The organism is Clostridium sp. UBA6640 (assembly GCF_002455975.1).
Lineage (GTDB): Bacteria > Bacillota > Clostridia > Clostridiales > Clostridiaceae > Clostridium_J.
In genome coordinates, this window is sequence record NZ_DKLM01000093.1 from 1 (window position 1) to 23,433 (window position 23,433).

A 23,433-nucleotide genomic window follows, 5' to 3' on the forward strand; every position below is an offset into this window, starting at 1 on the left:
ACCAATTTATTTAGTAATTTTTGCCGTCGTTTTTCGACTGCTTAATCAGTTTATCACCTATTTTTTTGCTTGTCAACAACTTTTTTAATTTAATTTAAAAAGTTAATTGAACAGCTTGTCGCTAACACGTCTGTGTTGCGGCGACAAGGAATATATTATCATAAAGCATATTACATATTTATACTTTATATCTTATAATTCACTATTAAATTTAACATTCTCTATTTTTCTTTATATTTCTAGCTTTTTTTTATAATGATACACCTGGTATAGTTTTATTTTACTTGTTCTTTATTTATCATTTTATCTTGTAAAAATCCATAATAAAACACATATAATTAAAACTTAAATTTTAAAGTAAAGCTTTAAATATGATTTTATAATTGATTATCTTTGATACAAATTTCATATAGAATGATAATTATGGTTTCTTAAAATTAAAATAATATTGATACTAATCAAGAAAATAAATAAGAAATTAATTTTAATAGAATATATGAGTACTATACTAAATGTGGTTAAAGAAGTAATATAAAGTTTATGACAAATTTGCATATAAAAAAAGGATTGGTTTATCTCACCAATCCTTTTCCTATATTCCTAAAAACATCGTTGCCATTCCAAAATATAGTATTAACGCTAAAGCATCAACAATAGTAGTTATTAATGGGCTAGCCATTATAGCTGGGTCTAGTTTAAAGCGTTTAGCAACTATAGGAAGAACACATCCTACTACCTTTGCTATTACTACTGTAAAAAATAAAGTTATACATACTGTTATTGCTACATAAAAGTCTACTCTTTCTAAAAAATATACTCTTAAAAAGTTTACCCCTGCTAGTACAATACCGACAACAACACTAACTCTTAATTCTTTCCATAGTACTTTAAATACATCACTTAATTCAATTTCACCTAAAGCTAATCCCCTTATAACAAGAGTTGAAGCTTGGGATCCTGCATTTCCACCTGTATCCATTAGCATTGGTATAAATGCTGCTAGTATAACCACTGATTGTAATACGTCATCATATCTTTTAATTATATTTCCTGTAAATGTAGCTGATATCATAAGAACTAACAGCCATACTATTCTATTCTTAGCTAAATTAAATACACCAGTTTTTAAATATTCTTCTTCTGAAGGCCCCATCGCAGCCATCTTTTGAAAATCCTCTGTATTTTCTTGTTCTATAATATCTACTATATCATCTATAGTTATAATACCAACTAATCTATTTTCATTATCTACTACTGGCATTGCTATAAAGTCATATTTTTTAAATAAATCCGCTACTTCTTCTTGGTCATCTAATGTATGAGTGCAAATAATATTATCATCCATTATATTTTTAATGGTTTCATTATCATCATTTAATATTAAATCTCTAATAGATAATACACCTTCTAATTTTCTCTTTTCATTAGTTACATAGCATGTTTCTATTGTTTCCTTATTTAGCCCTGTTCTNNTTAATATGATCAATAGCTTCCTTTACTGTCATTTCTTTTCTAAGTCTCACATACTCTATAGTCATTATGCTACCTGCAGAATTATCTGGATAGTTTAAAAAGGTATTAATTAATCTTCTTTTACCTTCTTTAGTATTTTTAAGAACCTTCTTAACAACATTCGCAGGTAATTCTTCTAATATATCTACAGTGTCATCTAAAAATAATTTATCAACTATATGACTAAGTTCATCATCTGTTATAGCTTCTATAATATATTGTACATCTTCTGTAGACATATAAGAAAATACTTCAGTAGCTATGTCTTTTGGTAAAATCCTAAATATAATTAGCATTTTATCTCTATCTACTTCTTCTAAAAATTGAGCAATATCTACTGATTTTTCCTCAATTAGTAAATTTCTTGCATCAACAAATTTACTTGCTTTAATTAAATCTAATACTTTTTTGAATTCCATATGCAATACCTCCTATTAGGCACTGCTATTCATTTTTTCTGTGGCTACATGAATAGCAGTGAATATTAATTTTTTCAAAATACTATAACTCCCGCCATCTTCCACGATAGCCACCTCCAAAATCAAAATTAAAAATCTCTTTACTCCACGAGTAAAGAGATTAGAACACTCAAATTAAAAGCTCCAATAAAGTGCATTAATATAAAGCACACTCAACTCGTTGAGTTTTAGCTCTGTAAGACGTAGAGAAATTCTCAGCCACATTAGATAAAACCTTAATTCGATAGTATCTGCTAACCCATTGGTGTCTCTGGACATTTCTGGGCAGTGGCATATTTTCATACAGTAACCTCACCTAACAAGATTTATTAAATTTATAGTGAATTATATCATCACCATATTTATAATACTACTATACTCTATAAAAGTAAACCCAATACTCATTATTTTTTGTTTCTATAAAAAACAACATGATCTTGCCATTTTCCATTTATATATAAATATTCTTTGCTAACACCTAATTCTTGAAATCCACAACTTTTTAGTACTCTTTGTGACTTTTCATTAGATACCATTGTACTAGCCTCTATTCTATGAAGCTCCAATTCTTCATAAGCATAATCTATTGCAAGTTTTACTGCCTCTTTCATGTATCCTTTTCCTTGCTCATTCTCATCTATGGAGTATCCAATAAATGCATTTCTAAACACACCCATAATAATGTTATTTATCTTGATCCTACCTATAAATTTTCCTTCTTTATAAATTCCAAAATGAACAGCCTGCCCCTTTATAAATTGTTTATAGCTTTCAATTAAACTTGCAGTTTGCTCTTCTAAAGTATAAAAATTTTCATCTCTTAAAGGCTCAAAAGGGGTAAGATATTCCCTGTTCCTAATGTAATAATTTAATATTTCCCCTGAATCTTCCGGAGTTAATACCTTTAAGTATATGCTTTTCCCATGCAAAATTAATTCTTTTTCTATATAGTTTCTTTCGTAACTATTTTTATTTATACCAAGTAAAAGTTCATGCTCTAACTTTAATTTATGTATTATATTATCTGATATAATTCCCTCAAGCTCAAATCCTAAATTAGTAAAGGCATTTAAGTTAATATCTTCTTCACAAAGTACATTAACCTTATTTACTTTGTTATTTTTAAATAATATATTTAAAATAAGAGTAAGAGTATCCTTTAAATAATCATAACTTTCCTCTTTACTTTTATAAAACTTCAGCCTAAACAAACAACTTTTATTATTATTATCTATTTCTATTATATATATTCTTCCTATAGTTATACCTAAACTATCTCTTATTATGTAATCTCTTCTACTTCCATTTGCTAAATTTAAACTAACCCATTTTCCTTTATTCATTATAAAATCCCTACCTTAAACTAAAGTTTTTTTAGTATCTTTATAAATTAATGACACAAAGATTATAGATATTAGTAAACTCATAGGTATTATATAAAAAGCTAAATTTTAATTAATTAAATCATTAAGTTTAGCTATAATATTATTTAGTACCATATTTATAATGCTTGCTGCTATAATCATAACCCCTGTAATATATATTGTATCGTCCTTAAAAGTCTTGCTTATAGTAATAACTATAGTAGGATAAGTTACCTGTTGCATATCGCCCTACTACTGAACCTAATCCATAACAAAAATGAGTGGCATTCATTATTATTGCCTGAAAACCCATGGTGACAACAGATAGAAGAGTATTAATGCTGATACTAAGCATTTCTATTCTAACATTTAATAAAAACATACATATTAGAAGCATAATATACCTTGATATTTGTGAAAATAAAGATAAAGTAATAGTACATATCCCTAGCCCTAATAAGAATACTTTTTTCTGACCTATTTTTTCACAAAGTAATCCTCCTATATATGTAAAAGAAATATATCCTATATATCCAATGGTAATCATATAGCCTATGCTAGAATTATTTGTTAAAAAATCTTCTTTAAATGTAGGAATTAAAACACCCTTTATATTGTCTTACATAGCTATTAAAATCATGGTTATAAACATAAAAATTAATGTCATCAAGTTATTTCTTTTTTTCAAATAAATCTTCCCCCTCAAGTAATAATTATATAGTATAATTATTACTTATTGAATACTTCAACAAATTTGTAACATTATATTTTGAAAATTTAAAAGTAGTACATCTGTAATATTCTTTATTCTTTTAGAAAATAAATGATTTTGATATACTTATAATAAAAATAAACGAGAGGTTTGATAACATGAATAAGGCTAATATTAATAAATTAAAACTCTTTTTAATGGGATTAGAAAATAGATTTGAGGAAAATAATGCGATTTTTAAACACATAACAACTAATTATGTTGCTGGTTTAAAAAACTTTAAAGGTATAGCAAATCCTGAAGATGATAAATTAAATTATAACTTTAATGGAATAACAAAAGCTTTAACCATATCTGAACTATTTAATGAAGTGATAAAAGAAGCTGAAAATTATGACTCCATATCTTTGACCTATAGTGAGCGTGGAGAAGCTATTTTGATAACCGCTGATAACAAAAATGTAACTATGAAAACTGTAGATGTAGAGGAGGAAGAAACCCCTTCTACACCTAATATCCCCAACAAAAAAGGTTTAAATTTCCATGGAAATACTTCTACAATATTAAATAGAGATTATTATATAAAAATAGGAAAAGCTGATTCACTTCTTAAAGAAATTGGAATAATGAGTAAAGAAGGAAAAATTAAAAATGATAAAGTAAGAAAATATAATCAAATTGATTACTATGTAGAACTTTTAGAGGGCATATTAGATGACCTTCCTAAAAATACTCCTATAAACATATTAGATTGTGGTTGTGGTAAATCTTATTTATCTTTTGTACTTAATTACTATTTAACAGAAGTGAAAAAAAGGAAATGTCATTTTATAGGTTTGGACTATTCTGAAGGAGTTATTGAAAGTTCTAAAAAAATGGCACAAAACTTAGGATATAGAAATATGGAGTTTCATGCTATAGATATAAAAAACTATACACCAGATAAAAAAATTCATGTAGTTATATCTCTTCATGCTTGTGATACTGCAACAGATATGGCCTTAGCATTAGGAATAAAGGTAGATTCAGACATAATAATAGCAGTTCCATGCTGCCATAGAGAAATGTTAAACCAATATAGTTTTGAACCTTTCAAATCTATATTAAAACATGGAGTATTTAAATCGCGAATGGCAGACATATTAACTGATGGAATGAGAAGTTTAATGCTTGAGGCAAAAGGTTATGATGTTTCTGTGGTAGAATATATATCTCCATTAGAAACTCCTAAAAATTTAATGATAAGAGCTATAAAGAAAAGAGAAGAAAATCCTAAGGCAATGGACGAATATATGATGCTATTATCAAATCTTAATGTATATCCTGCATTATATAATTTTTTAAACGAATGGTAAAAAAAGCATGATTTTCATCATGCTTTTTTATTCTTTATCATTAATTTAAAAACAGTATAATTATCCTCTAAATATATCTGAGCACTTCCCCCTGTACCCTCTACAATTCTTTTTACATTGTAAAGACCATATCCTCGACCTTTTCCACCTTTAGTAGAAAAGCCTCGTTCAAATATTTTCTCTAGATTTTCAGGTTGTACTGTTATTCCACTATTTCTAACTTCAATTACACTATTATCCTCTTCTTCATATNNTCATATATCTCTACTTCTATTAATTGATCCTCTTGACTCTCAACAGCTTCAAAAGCATTATCAATTAAATTGCTCAGTATTTCTGACATCTGAAACTCTTCTAATGGTATATTATCTAGTGAACTTGTTATGCAATAGGAAAATCCCATGTTTTTCTTTTTTGCCTCTTGAAATTTACTATATATAATTGCTCTAATTATTGTATTATCTATGTATATTATTTTTTCTATATCCATCATAGAATTACTCAGTTTTCCTATGTAAGCTTTTATCTTATCTTTAACTTCTTTCTCATCACTAACTTGTGCTAATCCATTAATAATATTTAAATGATTCCTAAAGTCATGCTGCCGTTGCCTTATCTCTTCTGTTAGACTTTTTAATATACTATTATATTGTTCTTGTGCCTTAGCATTATTCTTTTGTTTTTCAATTTTAGTGACATAAGAATACATTAATATATTAAATATGAATATTGATGATATAAGAAAAATTATTTTAGCCATATTTTTAAAAATTATATTTTCGTTAAAATTCCATATCATTTTTAAAATTAATATATAACCTAATAAGTTGATTACAAAAAAGCCTACCGCTTTTTTATCTATATTTTCTATGTAGTAGATTTTATTTTTGAAAACAACGTTACATATTACATATACAAACACAAGAATGCTTAACTGAATTATTAAATTATAGTAATAGGTATTATTATAAGTCCCAATCAAAAATTTAAAAATGCATACACCTATTAATTGAAGTATCATATTTAAAGATAAAACTATTAAGAATTCTATACATGTTTTAATAATATTCTTCTTATGAACATATGAAATTAAAAGCAGTATAACTAACTGACTTAAAATCACTTGAACATATATATTAAAGTTAATTAGTGACACAACTAATGTTCCTATAGCTATTATAAGAGTGTTTTTAAGCAAATAATTTCTTAGTCCTAGTTTTCTCCATAATATTAACATACAAATTCCTTCAATAAAGCCAATTATAAACTTATTAAGTATCTCCATTTGCTTATCCCCTTTTAATTAGCAGAGCTTATTAACCCCTAAGCCTTTCAACTACCAATTCCTTAAATTTATATCCCATATACGCTTTATCTTTATAATTATGAAAAGTTACACTATAAGATTATGATGAGGCTTAACAGATATAAGCTACAATATAAAATTTATAATATTATATATCTATTAGCTAAAAACCTCCTTTAAAGTTAAACTCTTTATTCTATACTTTTTTCTTGTTCAATATATAATACATTTCGTAAAATCATTTAAATATTTCCATACCTCAATTCTATTATAGAAAAGACATTTTTTCAAATTTTTTCAAGTACTGTTTTAATTTGTTTGAAATAAACATCGTGCTACTAAAACGTTTTTATTTTCTAAAAGCCCCAGTTTTACTAGCTATTTGTTATTTATAAAATAATACAAATAATGTATTATTTCGTCTAATTAATTTGATATAAATTTTAAAAAAACTATATTTATTACATTTAATTCAAAAATATAGAATTATGAACAAACTATTCAATATAATAAATATTTATTATATTTCATATATCATAAAATATAGGTTAACTCTACTTTATGATATATATTTTTATTTATCTATAAGAAACAAAATAACTAGCATACTGACTAGTTATTTTGTAATATATCTCAAATTATAATCTTAATACCTTCTTACTGTCCTCTATTTTAAGAGCTTCTTTTATTAAATCATTTATAACTTCCCCACCTATTATCATTCCCGCAACTGGTGGTACAAAAGATATACTTCCTGGTATTTGTCGTTTTGCAGTACATTTTTTAGAACCACCAGTACACACACAACCTGTTTTGCAAGTTATAACATCTTCTGTTTTAGGTTTTCTTGGCATCTCTTCAGAATATAGTACTTTAACTTTTCTAATTCCTCTTTTTCTAAGCTCATGTCTCATCACTTTAGCTAATGGACATATCTTTGTATCATATATATCTGCTATTTTAAATTGAGTAGGATCTAGCTTATTACCTGTTCCCATAGAACTTATTATTGGTATACTCTTTTCATCACAATAAACTATTAAAGCTATTTTAGATGATACTGTATCTATAGCATCTACTACATAATCTACATCATCTGTAATTATCTCTTGAATATTATCCTTAGTTACAAAGGTTTGATGAGTTATAACATTACATTTAGGATTTATATCAAGAATTCTATCTTTCATAGTTTCCACTTTACTTTTCCCTATAGTTTTATAGGTTGCATGTATTTGTCTATTTATATTAGTTAAACATATTTCATCATCATCTATTAATACAAGTGTTCCTACACCACTTCTTGCTAATGCTTCTGTAGTAAAGCTTCCAACTCCACCTATTCCGAATACTACAACTTTACTTTCTTTTAACTTATTCAATGGAGCCTCTCCAATTAAAAGTTCTGTTCTTGATAGTGAATGTTGAGCCACAAAATCACTCCTTTATTTTTTTTATAAACATATTAAATAATAATTCTTTTCAATTAAATTATCAATAGAAATATTATTAATAAAATATATTCTTATATTCATCTTCTACATAGGTATTATTAGTTTTATTATAGATAAATTTAACTATTTTAAGCTATTATTCCATTTACTGTGTTGGTAACAATTTTATATATAACTTAAAATCTTAATTAATATACAAACTTATCCGTATATTACTAAAAAACTCAAACATTCATTATAAAATGTTTGAGCTCTCTAATATAATTATTTTAATTATAACCATTTATTAAATTTTTTAATATACATAGTTTTTACTATTTGAGTTAGTATACAATATGATAAAAGAATTCCTATAAGCCATGGGAAGTACGCCATTGGTAGTGCCTGAAGTCCTATTGATGCTCCAAAAGAAGTGAATGGTATAAATATACCTACTACAACTATAGCACCTGTTAATAATAAGACTGGAGCTGTTGCTCTACTTTGAATAAATGGTATTTTCTTAGTCCTAATCATATGGACTATTAAAGTTTGTGATAATAATCCTTCTATAAACCAACCTGATTGGAATAATGTTTGCATTGCTGGAGTATTTGCCTTAAATACAAACCACATTACCAAATAGGTAATTATATCAAATATGGAGCTTATTGGTCCTATAAAAATCATAAACCTACTAATATCATCTGCATTCCATTTCCTTGGCTTTCTCAAATATTCCTTATCCATAGTATCCCATGGAATTGATATTTGCGAAATATCATAAAGTAAATTTTGTACTAAAAGATGAATAGGAAGCATTGGCAAGAATGGTAAAAATGCACTAGCAATTAATACACTAAATACATTCCCAAAGTTTGAGCTTGCAGTCATTTTAATATACTTTATTATATTTCCGAAAACTCTTCTTCCTTCTATTACCCCTTCTTCAAGTACCATTAGATTTTTTTCGAGTAAAATTATATCTGCTGATTCCTTTGCTATATCTACTGCAGTATCTACTGATATACCTACATCAGCCTGACGAAGAGCTGCAGCATCATTGATACCATCGCCCATAAATCCTACAGTGTGCCCTTTATTCTGCAACACCTTAATAATTCTTGACTTTTGAAGTGGAGAAAGCTTAGCAAACACATTAGTGCTATCTACTAATTTTGACAATTCTTCATCACTGATTTTTTCTATATCAGAGCCAAGAATTATATTATCTACTATTAATCCAACTTCTTCGCATATCTTTTTCGTTACAGCATCATTATCGCCAGTTAATACTTTTACATTTACTCCATTTTCTTTTAATGCTTTTATTGCTTCTGCTGCTGATTCCTTTGGTGGATCTAAGAATCCTATATATCCCATAAGCACCATATTGCTTTCATCCTTTATACTGAATGTGTTTTCATCAGGAATGTTATTTTTTTGTGCAACTGCAATAACCCTCATGCCTTCATTATTTAATTTAGTCACCATATTAAGAACTTTATTTTTTATTTTCTCTGTAAGTTCCACTACTTTTCCATTGTATTCTGCAAAAGTACATATTGAAAGCATTTCTTCAACAGCGCCCTTTGTTACAAGTTGTCTTTTTCCATCCTTATTTTTTAATACCACTGACATTCTTCTTCTTGAAAAATCAAACGGGATCTCATCAACTTTTATATAATTTTTTTCAAGTTCATTAAAACCTTGATCTTTTCCATGTTCTAATATTGCAACGTCCATTAAATTACGAAGTCCAGTTTGATAAGAACTATTTAAATAAGCATGTCTCAATACTCTTATATCTTCTTCTCCATTAATATTTAAATGTCTTTCTACAACTATCTTGTCAAGAGTAAGTGTACCTGTCTTATCAGTACATAATACATCCATAGCTCCAAAGTTTTGTATAGCATCGAGTTTTTTTACTACAGTTTTGCGCTTAGACATTGAAACAGCACCCTTAGCAAGATTTGAAGTTACAATCATAGGAAGCATTTCAGGTGTAAGTCCTACTGCAATAGATACTGCAAAAAGAAGTGCTTCTAACCATCTACCTGTGTTTATTCCGTTTATAAAAAATACTATAGGTACCATTATCAGCATAAATTTTATAAGTAATACACTTACACTATTTACACCTTTTTCAAAGCTTGTTTTAACTCTTGGGCCTGAAAGTGAGGATGCCATGGAACCAAAGTAGGTATCATCTCCTGTTGCAACTACTATAGCAGTTGCACTTCCACTAATGATATTTGTTCCTAATAAACAAATATTATCAAGTTCTGTTACTCCCAAATCCTTATCTTTTTCTTTTAAATTTGGATATTTTTCAACAGGCTCTGATTCCCCAGTAAGTGATGACTGGCTAACAAATAAGTCTTTACTTGTTATTATTCTTATATCAGCGGGTATCATATCTCCTGCTGCAAGATACACTATATCTCCTGGAACGATTTCTACCATATCTATTTCTTTTTTTCCCATATCTTGTCTATGGACTAATGCGGTAGTTTTTACTAATGCCTTTAATTTTTCTGCTGCTTTACTAGATTTAAATTCTTCAAAAAATTTTAATAGTCCACTAATGATTACCATTATACTAATGATTATTACTGTTACATAGCTTTTATCTTCTGGTGCAACAAGAATAACATCAGTTATTAAGGATACAACGGCAAGTGCTAATAATACTATGATAAACGGATTTATAAAAGCTTTAATTAACTCTACAAACCATGGTGTTGGTCTTTCATGCGCTACTTGATTTAGTCCATATTCTTCAACTCTGCCTTCTATATCTTTGTTAGATAGTCCATTAATATCTGTATTAAGCTTTTTATAAACTTCCTCTAAATTCATCTTACTAAAACTAATAAGTCTGTTTACGGAATTTTCTACTCTTTTTTCTATACTCACATTTCTTTTTTTAATCATAATTCACACCTCCAAATTCTAAAAAAGATAATAAGAAACTAAAGGTTAATAAAAATATTTTTTAAAACCTTTTTAAAATAGTATTTAATTTGAGGCCAATAAATATACGAATTATATTCAATAAAGAAACAGTGAAGATAATAAATTTGATTAACAAAAATGTATATATTTTAAGAAGATACATGTATGATAGGTTTTATCAAACTCCTGTAAGAAAAAATAGAGTTTGCTATTAAATGTCCATTGTTCTTTAAATATATATACTTACCTCCACTGTCCGTACTACTACTGCCAGCCTCCATTCTTCTCACCTCCTGAAAATTCAAAATAAATTAAAAAAACCTCGTCAAAACTTAAACATGACGAAGGCATTATAAACAACACTTTCTCGTTCAAGTTTTGGCTCTGCAAGGCAATGAAGTTGCATTAGATTAAGCCTTCTTTGTTCGGCAAAACCTGCTAACCAGTTAAAAATGTTTCCACTCTTTCACGGTAGCAACCCGTATCCTTGTAGTAACCTCACCTACCGAGGTATATTTAATTTTCACTATTATTGTATTCTTATCAATTATATACGTCAACGTTTTTTTCATTAAATTACGTTAAGATTATGTTAAGTCACTAATTCATCTAATAAGTCATCTATAACAATTGGCTTTCTTTGCAATTATTACTAATAGTATTTCAATAAAATATAAATTTAGATATATCTCATAAAAAACTCAAACATTCACACAAAATGTTTGAGTCTTTTATAAAATATATTTATTTTAGCTGGTGAACGAATATTCCGCTTCTTAGTTTTGGTTCAAACCAAGTTGATTTTGGCGGCATAACTTCTCCTGCATCAGCTATGTTCATAAGTTCAACTATACTTGTAGGGTACATTGAGAATGCTACTTTCATACCATTATCAACTCTTTTTTCAAGTTCTCTAAGCCCTCTTATTCCACCAATAAAATCTATCCTATCGCTAGTTCTTGGATCTTCTATATCAAGCAGCGGTCTTAATAGATTATTTTGTAATATTGAAACATCTAAACTTGCTACTGGATCTTTTGCATCAAAAGTCTCCTTTTTAGTAGTTAACTTATACCACTTTTTATCTAAGTACATTCCAAAAGTACCTTTTTCTTCTGGTTTATATTGATTACAGCAGTTATAAGCTTCTATATCAAACTTTTCAGCTACTTTATCTAAAAATTCCTCTGTAGAAAGACCATTTAAATCTTTTACAACTCTATTATAATCCATAACATATAAATCTTCTGCTGGGAAAATTACAGATAAAAAGAAATTGAATTCCTCTTCTCCAGTATATTGTAGATTTTGCTCTCTTCTTAATTGTCCAACTTTAACAGCTGATGCTGCTCTATGGTGACCATCAGCAATATATAAATACTTAACTTCTTTAAATAAATTTTCCAATTTATCTAAAGTATTTTTATCATTTATAACCCATACAATATGAGCTATTCCATCTTCTGAAACGAAATTATATTCTGGCTCTTTTTCAGTCCACTCTATAACAATTTTATCAATCTCAGATACGTTCTTATAAGTTAAAAATATAGGTCCTGTATTTGCATTACAATAATCAACATGATTGATTCTATCTTGCTCTTTCTCTGCTCTTGTATGTTCATGCTTTTTAATTATATCTTTCATATAATCATCGATAGAAGTGCATCCTACTATACCTGTTTGAACTCTTCCATCCATTATTTGTCTATATATATACATACAAGATTCATTATCTCTTATATATACTTTCTCATCTATCATGTTATAAAGATTTTCTCTAGCTTTTTCATAAACACTCTTATCATATTGATTTATATTTGGTTCTAAGTCTATTTGAGCCTTATCAACATGTAAGAAAGAGTACGGGTTTCCTTTTACCATCTCTCTTGCTTCTTCAGTGTTCATGACATCATAAGGTAGTGCAGCAACTTTATCTACCAACTCTTTTTGTGGCCTTATCCCTTTAAACGGTCTTACTACAGCCATTTTTCCTCCCCCTCTGCATTTTAGAATATTATTTGAAGAATTCAGTAATAATACTTACTATTTCTTCTCCAATTCTTGTTTGAGCCTCAACAGTTGAGGCACCTATATGTGGTGTAACAGATACCTTAGGATGATTTACAAGCTCAGTATTTTTAGTTGGTTCTTCGGCAAATACATCTATTCCTGCTGCTTTTATTTTACCGCTATTTAAAGCTGCTATTAGAGCTGCTTCATCAACAACTCCACCTCTAGCACAGTTAATTAAATATGCTCCATCTTTCATCATATCAAATTGAGCCTTACTTATAGTAGCACCTTTATCTTTTGCAAATGGAATGTGTAAAGATAAATAATCTACTTGTGGTAATAATTCTTCTAAAGCAGCGTATTCAAATTCATCATATCCTTCAACTTTACCACTTCTATTTGTGTATATAACCCTCATTCCTAACACTTTTGCTCTCTTAGCTAATTCTTTAGCAATTCTTCCAAAACCTATCAAACCAAGAGTTTTTCCACTTATCTCAGTTCCTGCATATTTTTTCTTATCCCATTTCCCTTCTCTCATGGAAACATTAGATATATTTACAAATCTTGTAATAGCAAACATATGGGCAAGTGCTAATTCCGCCACCGATGCACTACTTGCATTTGGAGTATTGGCAACTTTTATTCCCTTTCCTTCAGCATAAGCTACATCTATATTATCAACACCAACTCCACCACGAATTATAAGTTTCAATCTTCCAGCTTCAACAGCCTTATCTATGATAGGTTGTCTAACTTTTGTTGCACTTCTTACTACTACAACATCAAATTCTTTAAGGACATTTCCTAAATCTTCTGGCTCGTAGAACTGTTCTACTACTTCAAATCCTTTAGATCTTAAGCTTTCAACACCACTAGCTTCCATTCCGTCTGTAACCAATATTCTTATCATAAATATACCCCCATCTTATTTATTTTTTAATAATTATTTTCGATAATAAAAATAAAAGTATTTAATGATTTATTAGTAGCAACTATTCCTTTAAGGCATCTAAATAACTAGACAAAGATAAAAAGAATACTTTCTCTTATAAAGGCAATCATATTTTTATTAATAATCTTGACATAAGTAAAATATGTAGCTCTAGTAGAGCATGAGGTAAACTATCATATTGACTATTTATTTGTTTATTAATGCCTAATGTAAATTAAGAATGAAAAATTATTTTATTCTCCATTCTTAATTTTCTATTTAAAGTTATTCAAGCCCTAATATTTCATCAATTACTTTTAACAGCTCTACCAATTCTTCTGGTTTTGTCTCTGCCATATGAGCTATTCTAAAAGTCTTGTCCTTAAGTTTTCCATAGCCATTAGAAATTTGATATCCTCTTTCTCCTAATGCTTTATTTAAAGCAGCTATATCAATATTTCTTGTATTTTTAATATTAGTTAATGTATTTGACATATATGGCTCTTGTGGTAATATTTCAAAATGTTTTGCAGCCCATGCTCTAACTATTTTAGCACCTTCTATATGTCTATTATATCTATTTTCTAAGCCTTCTTTATTTATAATTTTATCTAATTGATATTCTAATGCAAACATATGTGATAATGATGGAGTTGAAGGATATTGATAATCTTTCTTTTGTATATATTCATACAATACTAATAAATCTAAATAAATTCCTCTATTTGGAACCTGCTTAGCCCTTTCAATAGCCTTCTTAGAGAATGTACACATTGACATTCCTGGAGGAAGTCCTATAGCTTTTTGAGTTGAAGTTATACAAATATCAACGCCCCATTCGTCAACCTTTAATTCAGTTCCTGCTGCAGAGCTTACTGTATCTAAGCAAAATACTACATCTGGATATTTTTTAACCACTTTAGCTATTTCATCAAGTGGATTCATAATGCCTGTAGAAGTTTCATTATGAGTTACTGTTATTAAATCGTATTTTCCAGTAGCTAATACTTCATCTACTTGTTCTGGAGTTGTCGCAGTACCCCATTCAACTTCAAATTTATCAGCTGGAACACCATTAGCAACAGCCATATCATACCATCTGTTACCAAAAGCTCCTACTGAAAATATAGCAGCTCTTTTTGCAGTACATGAACGTACGGCACCTTCCATTAATCCACTACCTGAAGTTGTTGAAAGTAATATTTCTTCCTTAGTATTAAATATAATTCTCATATAGTCGCTTATAGCCCTTTGAACTCTTGAAGCTTCTTTACTTCTATGCCCTATCATAGGACTCGCCATTTTTTCCAGTACATCTGGTGCTACATCTACTGGACCAGGTATAAATAGTCTTTTATGCATAACAAACCCTCCATATTCGTATTGGTATAAACCCCTTATTTATAATTTTAAGTTACCTTAAAAACAATATTATTTTACCATTTATGGTAAAATTCATCAAGTTATGAATATAATTACTTATCACAATTTATTTAAAATTTTGAATATTTTTAGTTTTTTTAATGCCTGTAATTCTATATTTAATTTTTCAATAAAACATCAATTAATTAATACGTATATTGTCGTAAATACCATCAAATAGATTTTTAACACAATGGCCTCTGACATAATTCTTACAATTACTACAACTTTGACTCGATTCTACAAAACTCATCATAGAAAATGTGCTTCTTCCTTGATAACCATGACAATTTTGTGCAATTCTCATCTTTATTTCACTTGATATCACAATTGATGCCTCCAATCTTAATTATACTATTGAAAATTAGCTTTATAACCTTATTTTCTATTTAAAATATATTTTTATTCATCTATAAAATATATAAATAGCTATAGTATATAATAAGTTTTCTTAATAAAATAGCTAAGGAAGATCAGATTATATTGACGTTATAAATAGATTTAGTTGGCAGAGCATGATATAAAACGTAATAACTAATTATTTTTTAAAGATGCTTTATTATGATTAATACTTTTTTCTCTTTAAAATATAAAACTCTTTGGTAGTNNACTACCAAAGAGTTTTATATTTCTATAATTGATTCAGTTTCTCTACAGTATTTAGTTATTACACATTGTGCTAAATTCCTTGGGCAATTTTTACACATGCAATTATTTGCCTTTCCGTCACAATCATTAGAAATATATTCTGGACACTTTTTGCAATTAAAAACTACAATATCTGCTTTCATTAAATATTTCCTCACAAACTACTCTTCTTGTTCTAATTCATATCTATCTCTATGAGCAATCATTATTTCATTTAATATATCTCCTGTGTTAGGTGGAGTATACGTTATAGCATTGGCACCAGCTTCAATAGTTTCTCTAATACTCTCTTCATTTGGTCCTCCTGTGGCCATTATTGGAAATTCCGGATATTTCTCTCTTATTTGCCTAACTATATATGCTGTTCTTTTAGCACCTGATACATTTAATATTGTAACACCAGCTTTTATTCGTGACTCTATATCCTCAAATTCTGAGACAATTGTCACAACTATAGGAACATCTATTGTTTCTCTCATTTTTTTAATAACTTCATTAGGAGTAGAAGAGTTAACTACAACTCCCATTGCACCTTTAAACTCAGCATCTAATGCTAAATTTACTACTCTTTTTCCCGTGGTAATAGCACCTCCAACTCCGCAAAAAACTGGAACATCTGATGCTAAAAGAAGCGCCTCTGTTATTCTCGGCTGAGGAGTAAAAGGATAGACTGCAATTACTGCATCTGCATTTGTATTCCTAATAACAGCTACATCTGTGGAAAATACAAAACTTTTTAATCTCTTACCAAAAATAATAATACCACTTGCATCTCTAATAGCCTTAGGAAGTTCGATCATATGGCTTCTTAATAATCCTTTAAATTCTGGCACATGTTTTCTCATTTTTTTCTCCTTCCCGTATAATTTTTAAACTGATTAGTATAATTAATATTACATTATTATAACACTTTAAACAATTATTTTTTACTAAAATTTATATCAGTTGTATATTCATCTATGATATACTATACTCACAAAAATCTAAATACCCGTGAGGAGGAGTATATGTATAAACGTATTGAAAAAAGTACATATTTTCCCTATTATTTCCTTTTAGGATATTGTTTATTAATAACAATAATTGCATTTGTTCTTGAAAACCCTAAAGATATAGTAATAGGATTAAAAAAAATTATTCTTGAATCAGATGTTTTAATAACCGATTATATTGAATTATCTGGCCTTGGGGCTTCATTTATAAATTCAGCACTAGTAATAACAAGTTTCATTGTTTTATTACTTATTTTAAAAGTTGAACCCAATGGCGCTATATTAGCTGGTTTATTTACCACTGCTGGCTTTTCATTACTCGGAAAAAATATTTTGAATATCTGGCCTATAGCTATAGGTATATTTCTATACTCTAAATCTCAAAAACTGCCATTCACCAATTTTATAGTAATAATGCTCTTTGGGACAACCTTATCTCCAATAGTTGGCGAATTACTTTTTTCAGATTTCTTACCTTTTTATTTATCAATTATAGTTAGTTTATCTATAAGTATTTTTTTAGGATTTATATTAGCTCCTATGGCTTCTTATACCTTAAGGCTTCATCAGGGTTATAGTTTAGCAAATATAGGCCTCGCTGGTGGTCTCATTTGTACAGGCCTAACCTCAATCTTTAGTGCTTTTGGAGTGGAGTTTGAAAAAAAGCTTTTATGGTCAACTGGTAATAATACACTTTTATTCTTAATATTATTATTCCTCTTTACCTCAATGATATTAATAGGATATTTTTCCGATAAAAAATATTTAAAGAACTTATTTACATTATATAACCATTCTGGAAGATTAGTAAGTGATTATTACTCTATATTTGGAAAAAGTCTTACATTTATTAATATGGGTATGCTTGGGATCTTTGCAACAGCTTTTGTAATGGCTATTGGAGGAGATTTAAATGGTGCAACTGTTTCAGGTATATTTACAGTAGCAGGATTTGGAGCTTTCGGAAAGCACTTAAAAAATATATTTCCAGTTATACTAGGTGCAACTATTTCTGCACTATTAAATGTATGGGATATAACTTCGCCAGGTATGATTTTAGGTATACTCTTTAGCACTACTTTGTGTCCTATTGGAGGACATTTTGGATGGTATTATGGAGTTTTATCTGGCTTTTTACATATATGTATGGTAATGAACATAGGGTATATTCATGGTGGAATGAATTTATATCATAATGGTTTTGCTGCTGGCTTTGTAGCTATGATATTAGTCCCGCTAATAACTGCATTTAGAAAGGAGCAAGAAAACTAATGAAACATATTAACCAAAGGAATATGAAAATAGTAGATGAAATTATGATGTTTTGTCTTAACCATGGTTGTCATAATATAGATCTAAATTTAAAAAGAGAAGAGAAAAAAACTACTATTTTTATAAAAGCACATATAAATAATTTACCTGAAAATATCTTTAATGAAATTAAACTATCATTATCTACCCCAAGAAGACCTGAAATGGAAGAATATTATTGGAATTTAAATGGCGATGATGATACTGATTGTGAGCTTGCATTAGTAGGAATGATGACAGATGATGTTAATATAGAATATAATAATAATGAACTTAAAATTGAATTAGTGAGATTAACTTAAGTAATTAATAACTTAAAAAGCTTCTTAAACTATACTAAGAAGCTTTATTTTATAATTTCATAGATAATAGTTATTTTATAAAATTTAAAACTACTTCTTCAAATAACTTAGAAATTCTTATATTAAAAATAAATTTTGAAAATCTCTTGCTTTAACTTTTATATGAAACTTTCAATACTAGCTAAAAATTTATTTACATTGTTGACTTTTAATTAGATTCCCAATTATATGTGCATGTTTTACTTTCTATTTTAAGTTCATCTAATATATGTTTAACTACATTTTTTCCTATCTTATCTTCTACCATTTCACAAAGAGCTATATCTAAATCATGCCAACCTACCCATTCTACTTCTGAAGATTTATTTATTTCTCCTTCTTCATATTTTGCTACAAAAGTAAGCATTAATAAGTCCTTATCTTCTATACATTGGCTCCCTAAATATTTAACATTTCCTATGGTAATTCCTGTCTCCTCTTTAACCTCTCTATAAACAGTCTCCTCTACTGTCTCTCCATTTGTAACATATCCTGATACCAGGACCTTAGAATTTTTAAATATATAACTTTGCTTTAAAAGAAGTATTTCTGTTTCTCTTACTACCGCTACTACTACACAAGGCTTAGGTGTGTTAAAGAAAAATATATCATCATTTTCACAGTATGGTACTGTTCCTTCATCCCAGCTACTTCTTTCAATAAGCTTATTTCCACAAATAGGACAATAATTATAAATCATAGAATCTCCTCTTTCTTACCCTTATTTCTTAAATTTAAACTTATTACTCTTAGTTTATCGTTTTTAAGCTTTTAATTTATAGTATAACCTTAACCTCTTTACTTAAAGTTATAAAGTCATCCCCAACTTCACATTCATAAGCAAAAATATCTACTCCTTTTGATCTTGCATATCTTAATGCTTCCCCAAACTCTTTATCCATTTTATCATGAGGAGAAAAACTTTCAATATCATTCATTTGAATTAAAAATAGAACTCCTGCTCCTCTTCCTGTATGTTTTACATCTACTAATTCTAACAAATGCTTTCTACCTCTCTCCGTAGGAGCATCAGGAAACATAGTTTTTTTATCTTCTTCAAGTGTTACTCCTTTTACTTCTAGATAATATTCTTCTTCATCGTCATTACTTAACTTAAAATCAAACCTACTATTTCCAAAGGTTTTTTCTCTATTTATAATATTATACTTTTTTAAAGAAGGTATATTTCCTAACTTTAAAGCTTCTTCTACTACTTTATTTGGAATATGTGAGTCTATATTTATAAGCTTATCTCCTTTATATCCTGCAATAAGGTCATACCTTGTTTTTCTAGTAGGTGCATTTTCCTCTCTTAACACTACAGTACATCCTGGAATCAATATCTCCTTACATCTTCCTGTATTCGGTACATGTACTAATTCTTCTTTACCATCTATGATAACATATCCTTGAAATCTATTGGGTCTTCTTATAAACTCAACTTTTACTATATTATTATTAATTTTCATATTGCCATCTCCATAAATTTTCATTTTATTTGAATTCTATCTATATTAATATTGTAATATTAATGTAAAATTATAATGTAAAATTTGTAACATATAAATTTTATTTGTAACAAATATGTAATAAATATATAATTTATTTGTAACTTATATATTAGTTATTTGTATATAATAAGATTATAAAACATTATGCCGGAAAAATATATGGAGGAATGTATTATGAAAAGCTGCAATAAAAAAGTTATTATTGCTATATTAATCATTTTTGTTATATCAATACTAACCTTTGTGTTTTTTAAGAAAGATGTTCTTAAGGTAGCTTATGGCGAAGACATTTCCCCTACTAAGGATAAAGTATTATATAAATTTTTTAAATTACAAGAAGATACTACTTTATATTATAGTGGAAGTCTAGAATACGCAGAAGAAATAAACGTGAGTAGCACAGAAAGTAATGATAGCGAAACTATAGTTAACATATCTGGTAAAGTAATTCCTATGAGCAATGAAGGTCTGGATGAGTCAAAATTAAATATAAAACTTAGTTATATACTCGATGGTAATTCTGTAAGGCAAATCATTGATGTCCCTAACGATGTTCACTCTCAATCTATAATTAAGGATAGTAAAATTCTTATATCCCCTTTAGTTGTAGATAATACTTGGACTGAAAATTTTAATTATAGGTCTAAAGAATATACTGCATCTACTAAGATAATAACTATAGGTAAAAATGAAGAGGGCAAGAGAATAATACAGACGGAAACTACAGTCAATAACATTGAAGGCTTTGGAAATAATACTTACAAAGAAACTAAAACTTATACTGAAGGCTTAGGTCTTACTAATTTCACAAGAACTTTGCCTAGCTTTGGTGATAGTCAAACTCCTTGTCTTGATTTTACAAAAAAATTATTTAAGGCAAATTAAGCGTGATAATTAATCACGCTTTTTTATTTACAATTCAATTTATTATATATTCTTTTATAATTTTTAATACTTATCCACAATTACCCCAAAACTTGATGCTTTTATCCACGTTTTATCCCTAAGTGTGGATAAAGATTTTTTGTCCCCAGTAACTACTACCCCTATTATTCTAATTTTTTTTGCATTTATATTTCCGTTACCATCTTCTAATATTTCAAATATATCTTTACATTTATCTTTGTGTTTCTTATCCAAACTTTCTAAATCCAAAATAAACCTTTCCTCAGGTTTTTCGTATCGCTTATTTGATGAACCTCTCCCCTTAGCACTACCCATAAATCCAACCATGCTATCAGAAGTTTCTATTAATACTTTATCTGGGTTGGTAGTATCATTCATTTTAATTATTTCATCTTCATTAAATGTATCTACCCAATGCCAAGCCAAATCTATATTTTCAGGAATCAATTTTTGAACTTCACTAACTGAATAATCCCTATCAAGAGATAATGCCATTTCTATGTTTTTGCTATCTTCTAATTCCTCTAATAAACTTAAATCATTCTTATATCTTTTAAAATTAACTTTTGGATGATAAAACTTCATTAACCTGTGACCTAAGTCATTATATGTTGTTTCTTCTTCAATATCTTCATAGTTTTTTGGAGCATTAGCCACGATATCTACAGTTTGTTCAATTTTGCCGCTAATTCCATAATTATATTCAATGCCACCTAGACTTATACGGATTCCATTTATATATTTATCATATCCAGAGATAGCATGTCTTGAAAAAAATCCCCCTTGATAGCTAGTACCATTACGTACAACATTTGGTGATGAAATATCTAAATAATGTTCATTTTGTTGTACAATTTTGTTATCTAAATAATCCAGGTAATAATTATTTGCAAAATAAGTAGTTATTAGGCATACAAAAAATATAAACACTGTTTTCACTAGTGATTTTATTTTTGTTATTCTAATAGATCTTCTGATTTTTTTATTGGTGAATATATCTTCTATACCTTTCTCTTCAATATTAAATACTAATTCTTCATCTAGATTTTTATTAGTTTTCCCCACTACACTTTCCTCCATATTCCACTTTAAAACTTTTTCTAGCTCTATAAAGATATGTTCTTATTTTATCTTCACTCATAGCTAAAACTTTAGATATATCTTTATATGATAATCCAATATCGTATTTAAGTATTAGTAAATTTCTATAGGTTGGATTTAATCTATTTAATATAGACTTTATATCTATTTGATCATTACATTGAGTATTAACTTCATTAAAAATAGAAGTTATAAAATTTTTATCATCTATATTTACAGAAGGATATTTAGATTTTTTTCTACATAAGTCATAATATTTATTTAAAGCTACTTTAAATAGCCATGAACTAATTTTATTTATATCAATGACATCAATATACTCTATAGTTTTGCACATGGTATCTTGTATAATGTCCTCAGCATCATGATGACTACAACCTATTTTTAAAAGATACTTATATATTACTTTCGTATTATCTTTGAACAATTTATTTATCAATTCATCATTCATTTAACTCTCCCATATATAAATATTTTACTGTATCAAGTAATTTTAAAAATGCATTCATATATATAACGATTAATTATGTAAAAAGTAAACAATATATTTTAAAATAAACATGATATTTCCAAAATTAATCTATATCCTTATGATATCAAATTATTTAAATGTACACTTATTTAATTAAACTTAATGATTCACAATGAGTAACTGTAGATATTTCACAGTTGAAATTAAAAATTTTATAATTGCTCGATTGTAACAGCAAATAGTTTTATCATATATTGTTGAATGGATATTGCACTATACTGTGGATTAAAACATTAATGGGCAGCATACTTAAATATACATTAATATTAACTGTAAAAAAATAAATTGATAGTAAAACAGAAGAATGGTATTTATGTGAAAAAGGAAGTTTATTTTTGCAATGATTATTATTTCACTTACGCTGTTAGAGCAGAATTGATAGAAAACATCAATAAAAATAGGAGTAAAAATTTTTATTGGGAATATAAAATAAGTGATATCGAAGTAGAATGGACTGAGGATAAAACTATTAAGATAAATAATCATATAATATATTTACCTAATGGCAATGGCAGCTATGATTGGAGACGTTAAAATATTAAAGATAACATTAATTTCCTAGTAAATAAAAAATCCTTAGTACATTGTACTAAGGATTGGTGGCTCACCGGGGGATCG

At 27.9% G+C, this 23,433-nt stretch carries 22 protein-coding genes, 1 pseudogene and 2 riboswitches; of the genes and pseudogenes, 5 read left to right on the forward strand and 18 right to left on the reverse strand.

Translation table 11 applies throughout. The annotated features are described in order from the left end of the window. Nucleotides 1–592 precede the first annotated feature (592 nt). The 4 genes and pseudogenes from mgtE to B2W91_RS10450 all read right to left on the reverse strand — a co-directional run bounded on the left by mgtE (nucleotide 593) and on the right by B2W91_RS10450 (nucleotide 3,881). A pseudogene (gene mgtE, locus B2W91_RS10435) lies at nucleotides 593–1,931 on the reverse strand (magnesium transporter). 204 nt (nucleotides 1,932–2,135) lie between these two features. Continuing rightward, nucleotides 2,136–2,301, reverse strand: a riboswitch (M-box (ykoK) riboswitch). A 73-nt stretch (nucleotides 2,302–2,374) separates the two neighbouring features. Continuing rightward, entirely contained in the window at nucleotides 2,375–3,313 is a 939-nt protein-coding gene (locus B2W91_RS10440) for a GNAT family N-acetyltransferase (RefSeq protein ID WP_291580581.1), read from the reverse strand. Between the two features lie 108 nt (nucleotides 3,314–3,421). Then, on the reverse strand, nucleotides 3,422–3,577 hold the full coding sequence (locus tag B2W91_RS10445; protein ID WP_291580614.1) for a hypothetical protein: 156 nt from the start codon (nucleotides 3,575–3,577) through the stop codon (nucleotides 3,422–3,424). Next, complete coding sequence (locus tag B2W91_RS10450) at nucleotides 3,525–3,881, reverse strand: MFS transporter (protein ID WP_291580583.1); 357 nt, start codon at nucleotides 3,879–3,881, stop codon at nucleotides 3,525–3,527. Before B2W91_RS10450 ends, B2W91_RS10445 begins: the two co-directional genes overlap by 53 nt. 323 nt (nucleotides 3,882–4,204) lie before the next feature. On the opposite strand from B2W91_RS10450, the gene B2W91_RS10455 reads away from it, so the two are divergent. Beyond that, on the forward strand, nucleotides 4,205–5,401 hold the full coding sequence (locus B2W91_RS10455) for a class I SAM-dependent methyltransferase (protein ID WP_291580584.1): 1,197 nt from the start codon (nucleotides 4,205–4,207) through the stop codon (nucleotides 5,399–5,401). 17 nt (nucleotides 5,402–5,418) lie between these two features. Here B2W91_RS10455 and B2W91_RS21040 read toward each other — a convergent pair whose 3' ends face one another. The 10 genes from B2W91_RS21040 to B2W91_RS10500 form a co-directional block, all read right to left on the reverse strand. Beyond that, complete coding sequence (locus tag B2W91_RS21040) at nucleotides 5,419–5,628, reverse strand: ATP-binding protein (protein WP_414633119.1); 210 nt, start codon at nucleotides 5,626–5,628, stop codon at nucleotides 5,419–5,421. A 1,717-nt stretch (nucleotides 5,629–7,345) separates the two neighbouring features. Further along, on the reverse strand, nucleotides 7,346–8,140 hold the full coding sequence (locus B2W91_RS10460; RefSeq protein WP_291580585.1) for a tRNA threonylcarbamoyladenosine dehydratase: 795 nt from the start codon (nucleotides 8,138–8,140) through the stop codon (nucleotides 7,346–7,348). A 294-nt stretch (nucleotides 8,141–8,434) separates the two neighbouring features. After that, entirely contained in the window at nucleotides 8,435–11,080 is a 2,646-nt protein-coding gene (gene mgtA, locus B2W91_RS10465) for a magnesium-translocating P-type ATPase (protein ID WP_291580587.1), read from the reverse strand. A 170-nt stretch (nucleotides 11,081–11,250) separates the two neighbouring features. Then, nucleotides 11,251–11,382, reverse strand: a complete 132-nt coding sequence (locus tag B2W91_RS10470) for a hypothetical protein (RefSeq protein WP_291580589.1) — start codon at nucleotides 11,380–11,382, stop codon at nucleotides 11,251–11,253. A 75-nt stretch (nucleotides 11,383–11,457) separates the two neighbouring features. After that, nucleotides 11,458–11,618: riboswitch (M-box (ykoK) riboswitch) on the reverse strand. A 227-nt stretch (nucleotides 11,619–11,845) separates the two neighbouring features. After that, nucleotides 11,846–13,090 carry a DUF1015 domain-containing protein gene (locus tag B2W91_RS10475; protein WP_291580591.1) on the reverse strand — a complete coding sequence of 415 codons (1,245 nt, stop codon included), beginning with the start codon at nucleotides 13,088–13,090 and terminating at the stop codon, nucleotides 11,846–11,848. Between the two features lie 28 nt (nucleotides 13,091–13,118). Further along, complete coding sequence (locus tag B2W91_RS10480; RefSeq protein ID WP_291580593.1) at nucleotides 13,119–14,030, reverse strand: D-2-hydroxyacid dehydrogenase; 912 nt, start codon at nucleotides 14,028–14,030, stop codon at nucleotides 13,119–13,121. A 306-nt stretch (nucleotides 14,031–14,336) separates the two neighbouring features. After that, the gene (locus tag B2W91_RS10485) at nucleotides 14,337–15,413 is read right to left on the reverse strand and encodes a pyridoxal-phosphate-dependent aminotransferase family protein (RefSeq protein WP_291580594.1); all 1,077 of its coding nucleotides are present in this window, start codon (nucleotides 15,411–15,413) and stop codon (nucleotides 14,337–14,339) included. A 202-nt stretch (nucleotides 15,414–15,615) separates the two neighbouring features. Beyond that, a complete protein-coding gene (locus B2W91_RS10490; RefSeq protein WP_291580596.1) occupies nucleotides 15,616–15,801 on the reverse strand; it encodes a hypothetical protein in 186 nt (61 codons plus the stop codon). 295 nt (nucleotides 15,802–16,096) lie between these two features. Next, nucleotides 16,097–16,264, reverse strand: coding sequence for a hypothetical protein (locus B2W91_RS10495; protein WP_291580598.1), 168 nt, complete (start codon nucleotides 16,262–16,264; stop codon nucleotides 16,097–16,099). Between the two features lie 18 nt (nucleotides 16,265–16,282). Next, nucleotides 16,283–16,966 (reverse strand): hydrolase, encoded by a 684-nt coding sequence (locus B2W91_RS10500; protein ID WP_291580600.1) that lies wholly within the window; start codon nucleotides 16,964–16,966, stop codon nucleotides 16,283–16,285. 162 nt (nucleotides 16,967–17,128) lie between these two features. Between B2W91_RS10500 and B2W91_RS10505 the strand changes: the two genes are divergently transcribed. Both B2W91_RS10505 and B2W91_RS10510 read left to right on the forward strand, forming a co-directional pair. Next, a complete protein-coding gene (locus B2W91_RS10505; protein WP_291580601.1) occupies nucleotides 17,129–18,385 on the forward strand; it encodes a DUF1576 domain-containing protein in 1,257 nt (418 codons plus the stop codon). After that, the gene (locus B2W91_RS10510) at nucleotides 18,385–18,726 is read left to right on the forward strand and encodes a hypothetical protein (RefSeq protein WP_291580603.1); all 342 of its coding nucleotides are present in this window, start codon (nucleotides 18,385–18,387) and stop codon (nucleotides 18,724–18,726) included. The genes B2W91_RS10505 and B2W91_RS10510 overlap by 1 nt, the downstream gene beginning before the upstream one ends. 208 nt (nucleotides 18,727–18,934) lie before the next feature. Here B2W91_RS10510 and B2W91_RS10515 read toward each other — a convergent pair whose 3' ends face one another. Both B2W91_RS10515 and sfsA read right to left on the reverse strand, forming a co-directional pair. Then, nucleotides 18,935–19,465, reverse strand: a complete 531-nt coding sequence (locus B2W91_RS10515) for an NAD(+) diphosphatase (protein ID WP_291580604.1) — start codon at nucleotides 19,463–19,465, stop codon at nucleotides 18,935–18,937. A gap of 76 nt (nucleotides 19,466–19,541) precedes the next feature. Beyond that, complete coding sequence (gene sfsA, locus B2W91_RS10520; protein ID WP_291580606.1) at nucleotides 19,542–20,234, reverse strand: DNA/RNA nuclease SfsA; 693 nt, start codon at nucleotides 20,232–20,234, stop codon at nucleotides 19,542–19,544. Nucleotides 20,235–20,450: 216 nt separating this feature from the next. Here sfsA and B2W91_RS10525 point away from each other — a divergent pair, with 216 nt between their 5' ends. Next, nucleotides 20,451–21,161 carry a hypothetical protein gene (locus tag B2W91_RS10525; RefSeq protein WP_291580608.1) on the forward strand — a complete coding sequence of 237 codons (711 nt, stop codon included), beginning with the start codon at nucleotides 20,451–20,453 and terminating at the stop codon, nucleotides 21,159–21,161. Between the two features lie 63 nt (nucleotides 21,162–21,224). Here the strand turns inward: B2W91_RS10525 and B2W91_RS10530 are convergent, their stop codons facing one another. Further along, entirely contained in the window at nucleotides 21,225–22,247 is a 1,023-nt protein-coding gene (locus B2W91_RS10530; RefSeq protein ID WP_291580610.1) for an anti sigma factor C-terminal domain-containing protein, read from the reverse strand. Continuing rightward, nucleotides 22,234–22,734, reverse strand: a complete 501-nt coding sequence (locus B2W91_RS10535; RefSeq protein WP_291580612.1) for a sigma-70 family RNA polymerase sigma factor — start codon at nucleotides 22,732–22,734, stop codon at nucleotides 22,234–22,236. Before B2W91_RS10535 ends, B2W91_RS10530 begins: the two co-directional genes overlap by 14 nt. 396 nt (nucleotides 22,735–23,130) lie before the next feature. On the opposite strand from B2W91_RS10535, the gene B2W91_RS10540 reads away from it, so the two are divergent. Further along, nucleotides 23,131–23,349 (forward strand): DUF5412 family protein, encoded by a 219-nt coding sequence (locus tag B2W91_RS10540; protein ID WP_291580613.1) that lies wholly within the window; start codon nucleotides 23,131–23,133, stop codon nucleotides 23,347–23,349. Nucleotides 23,350–23,433: the final 84 nt, after the last annotated feature.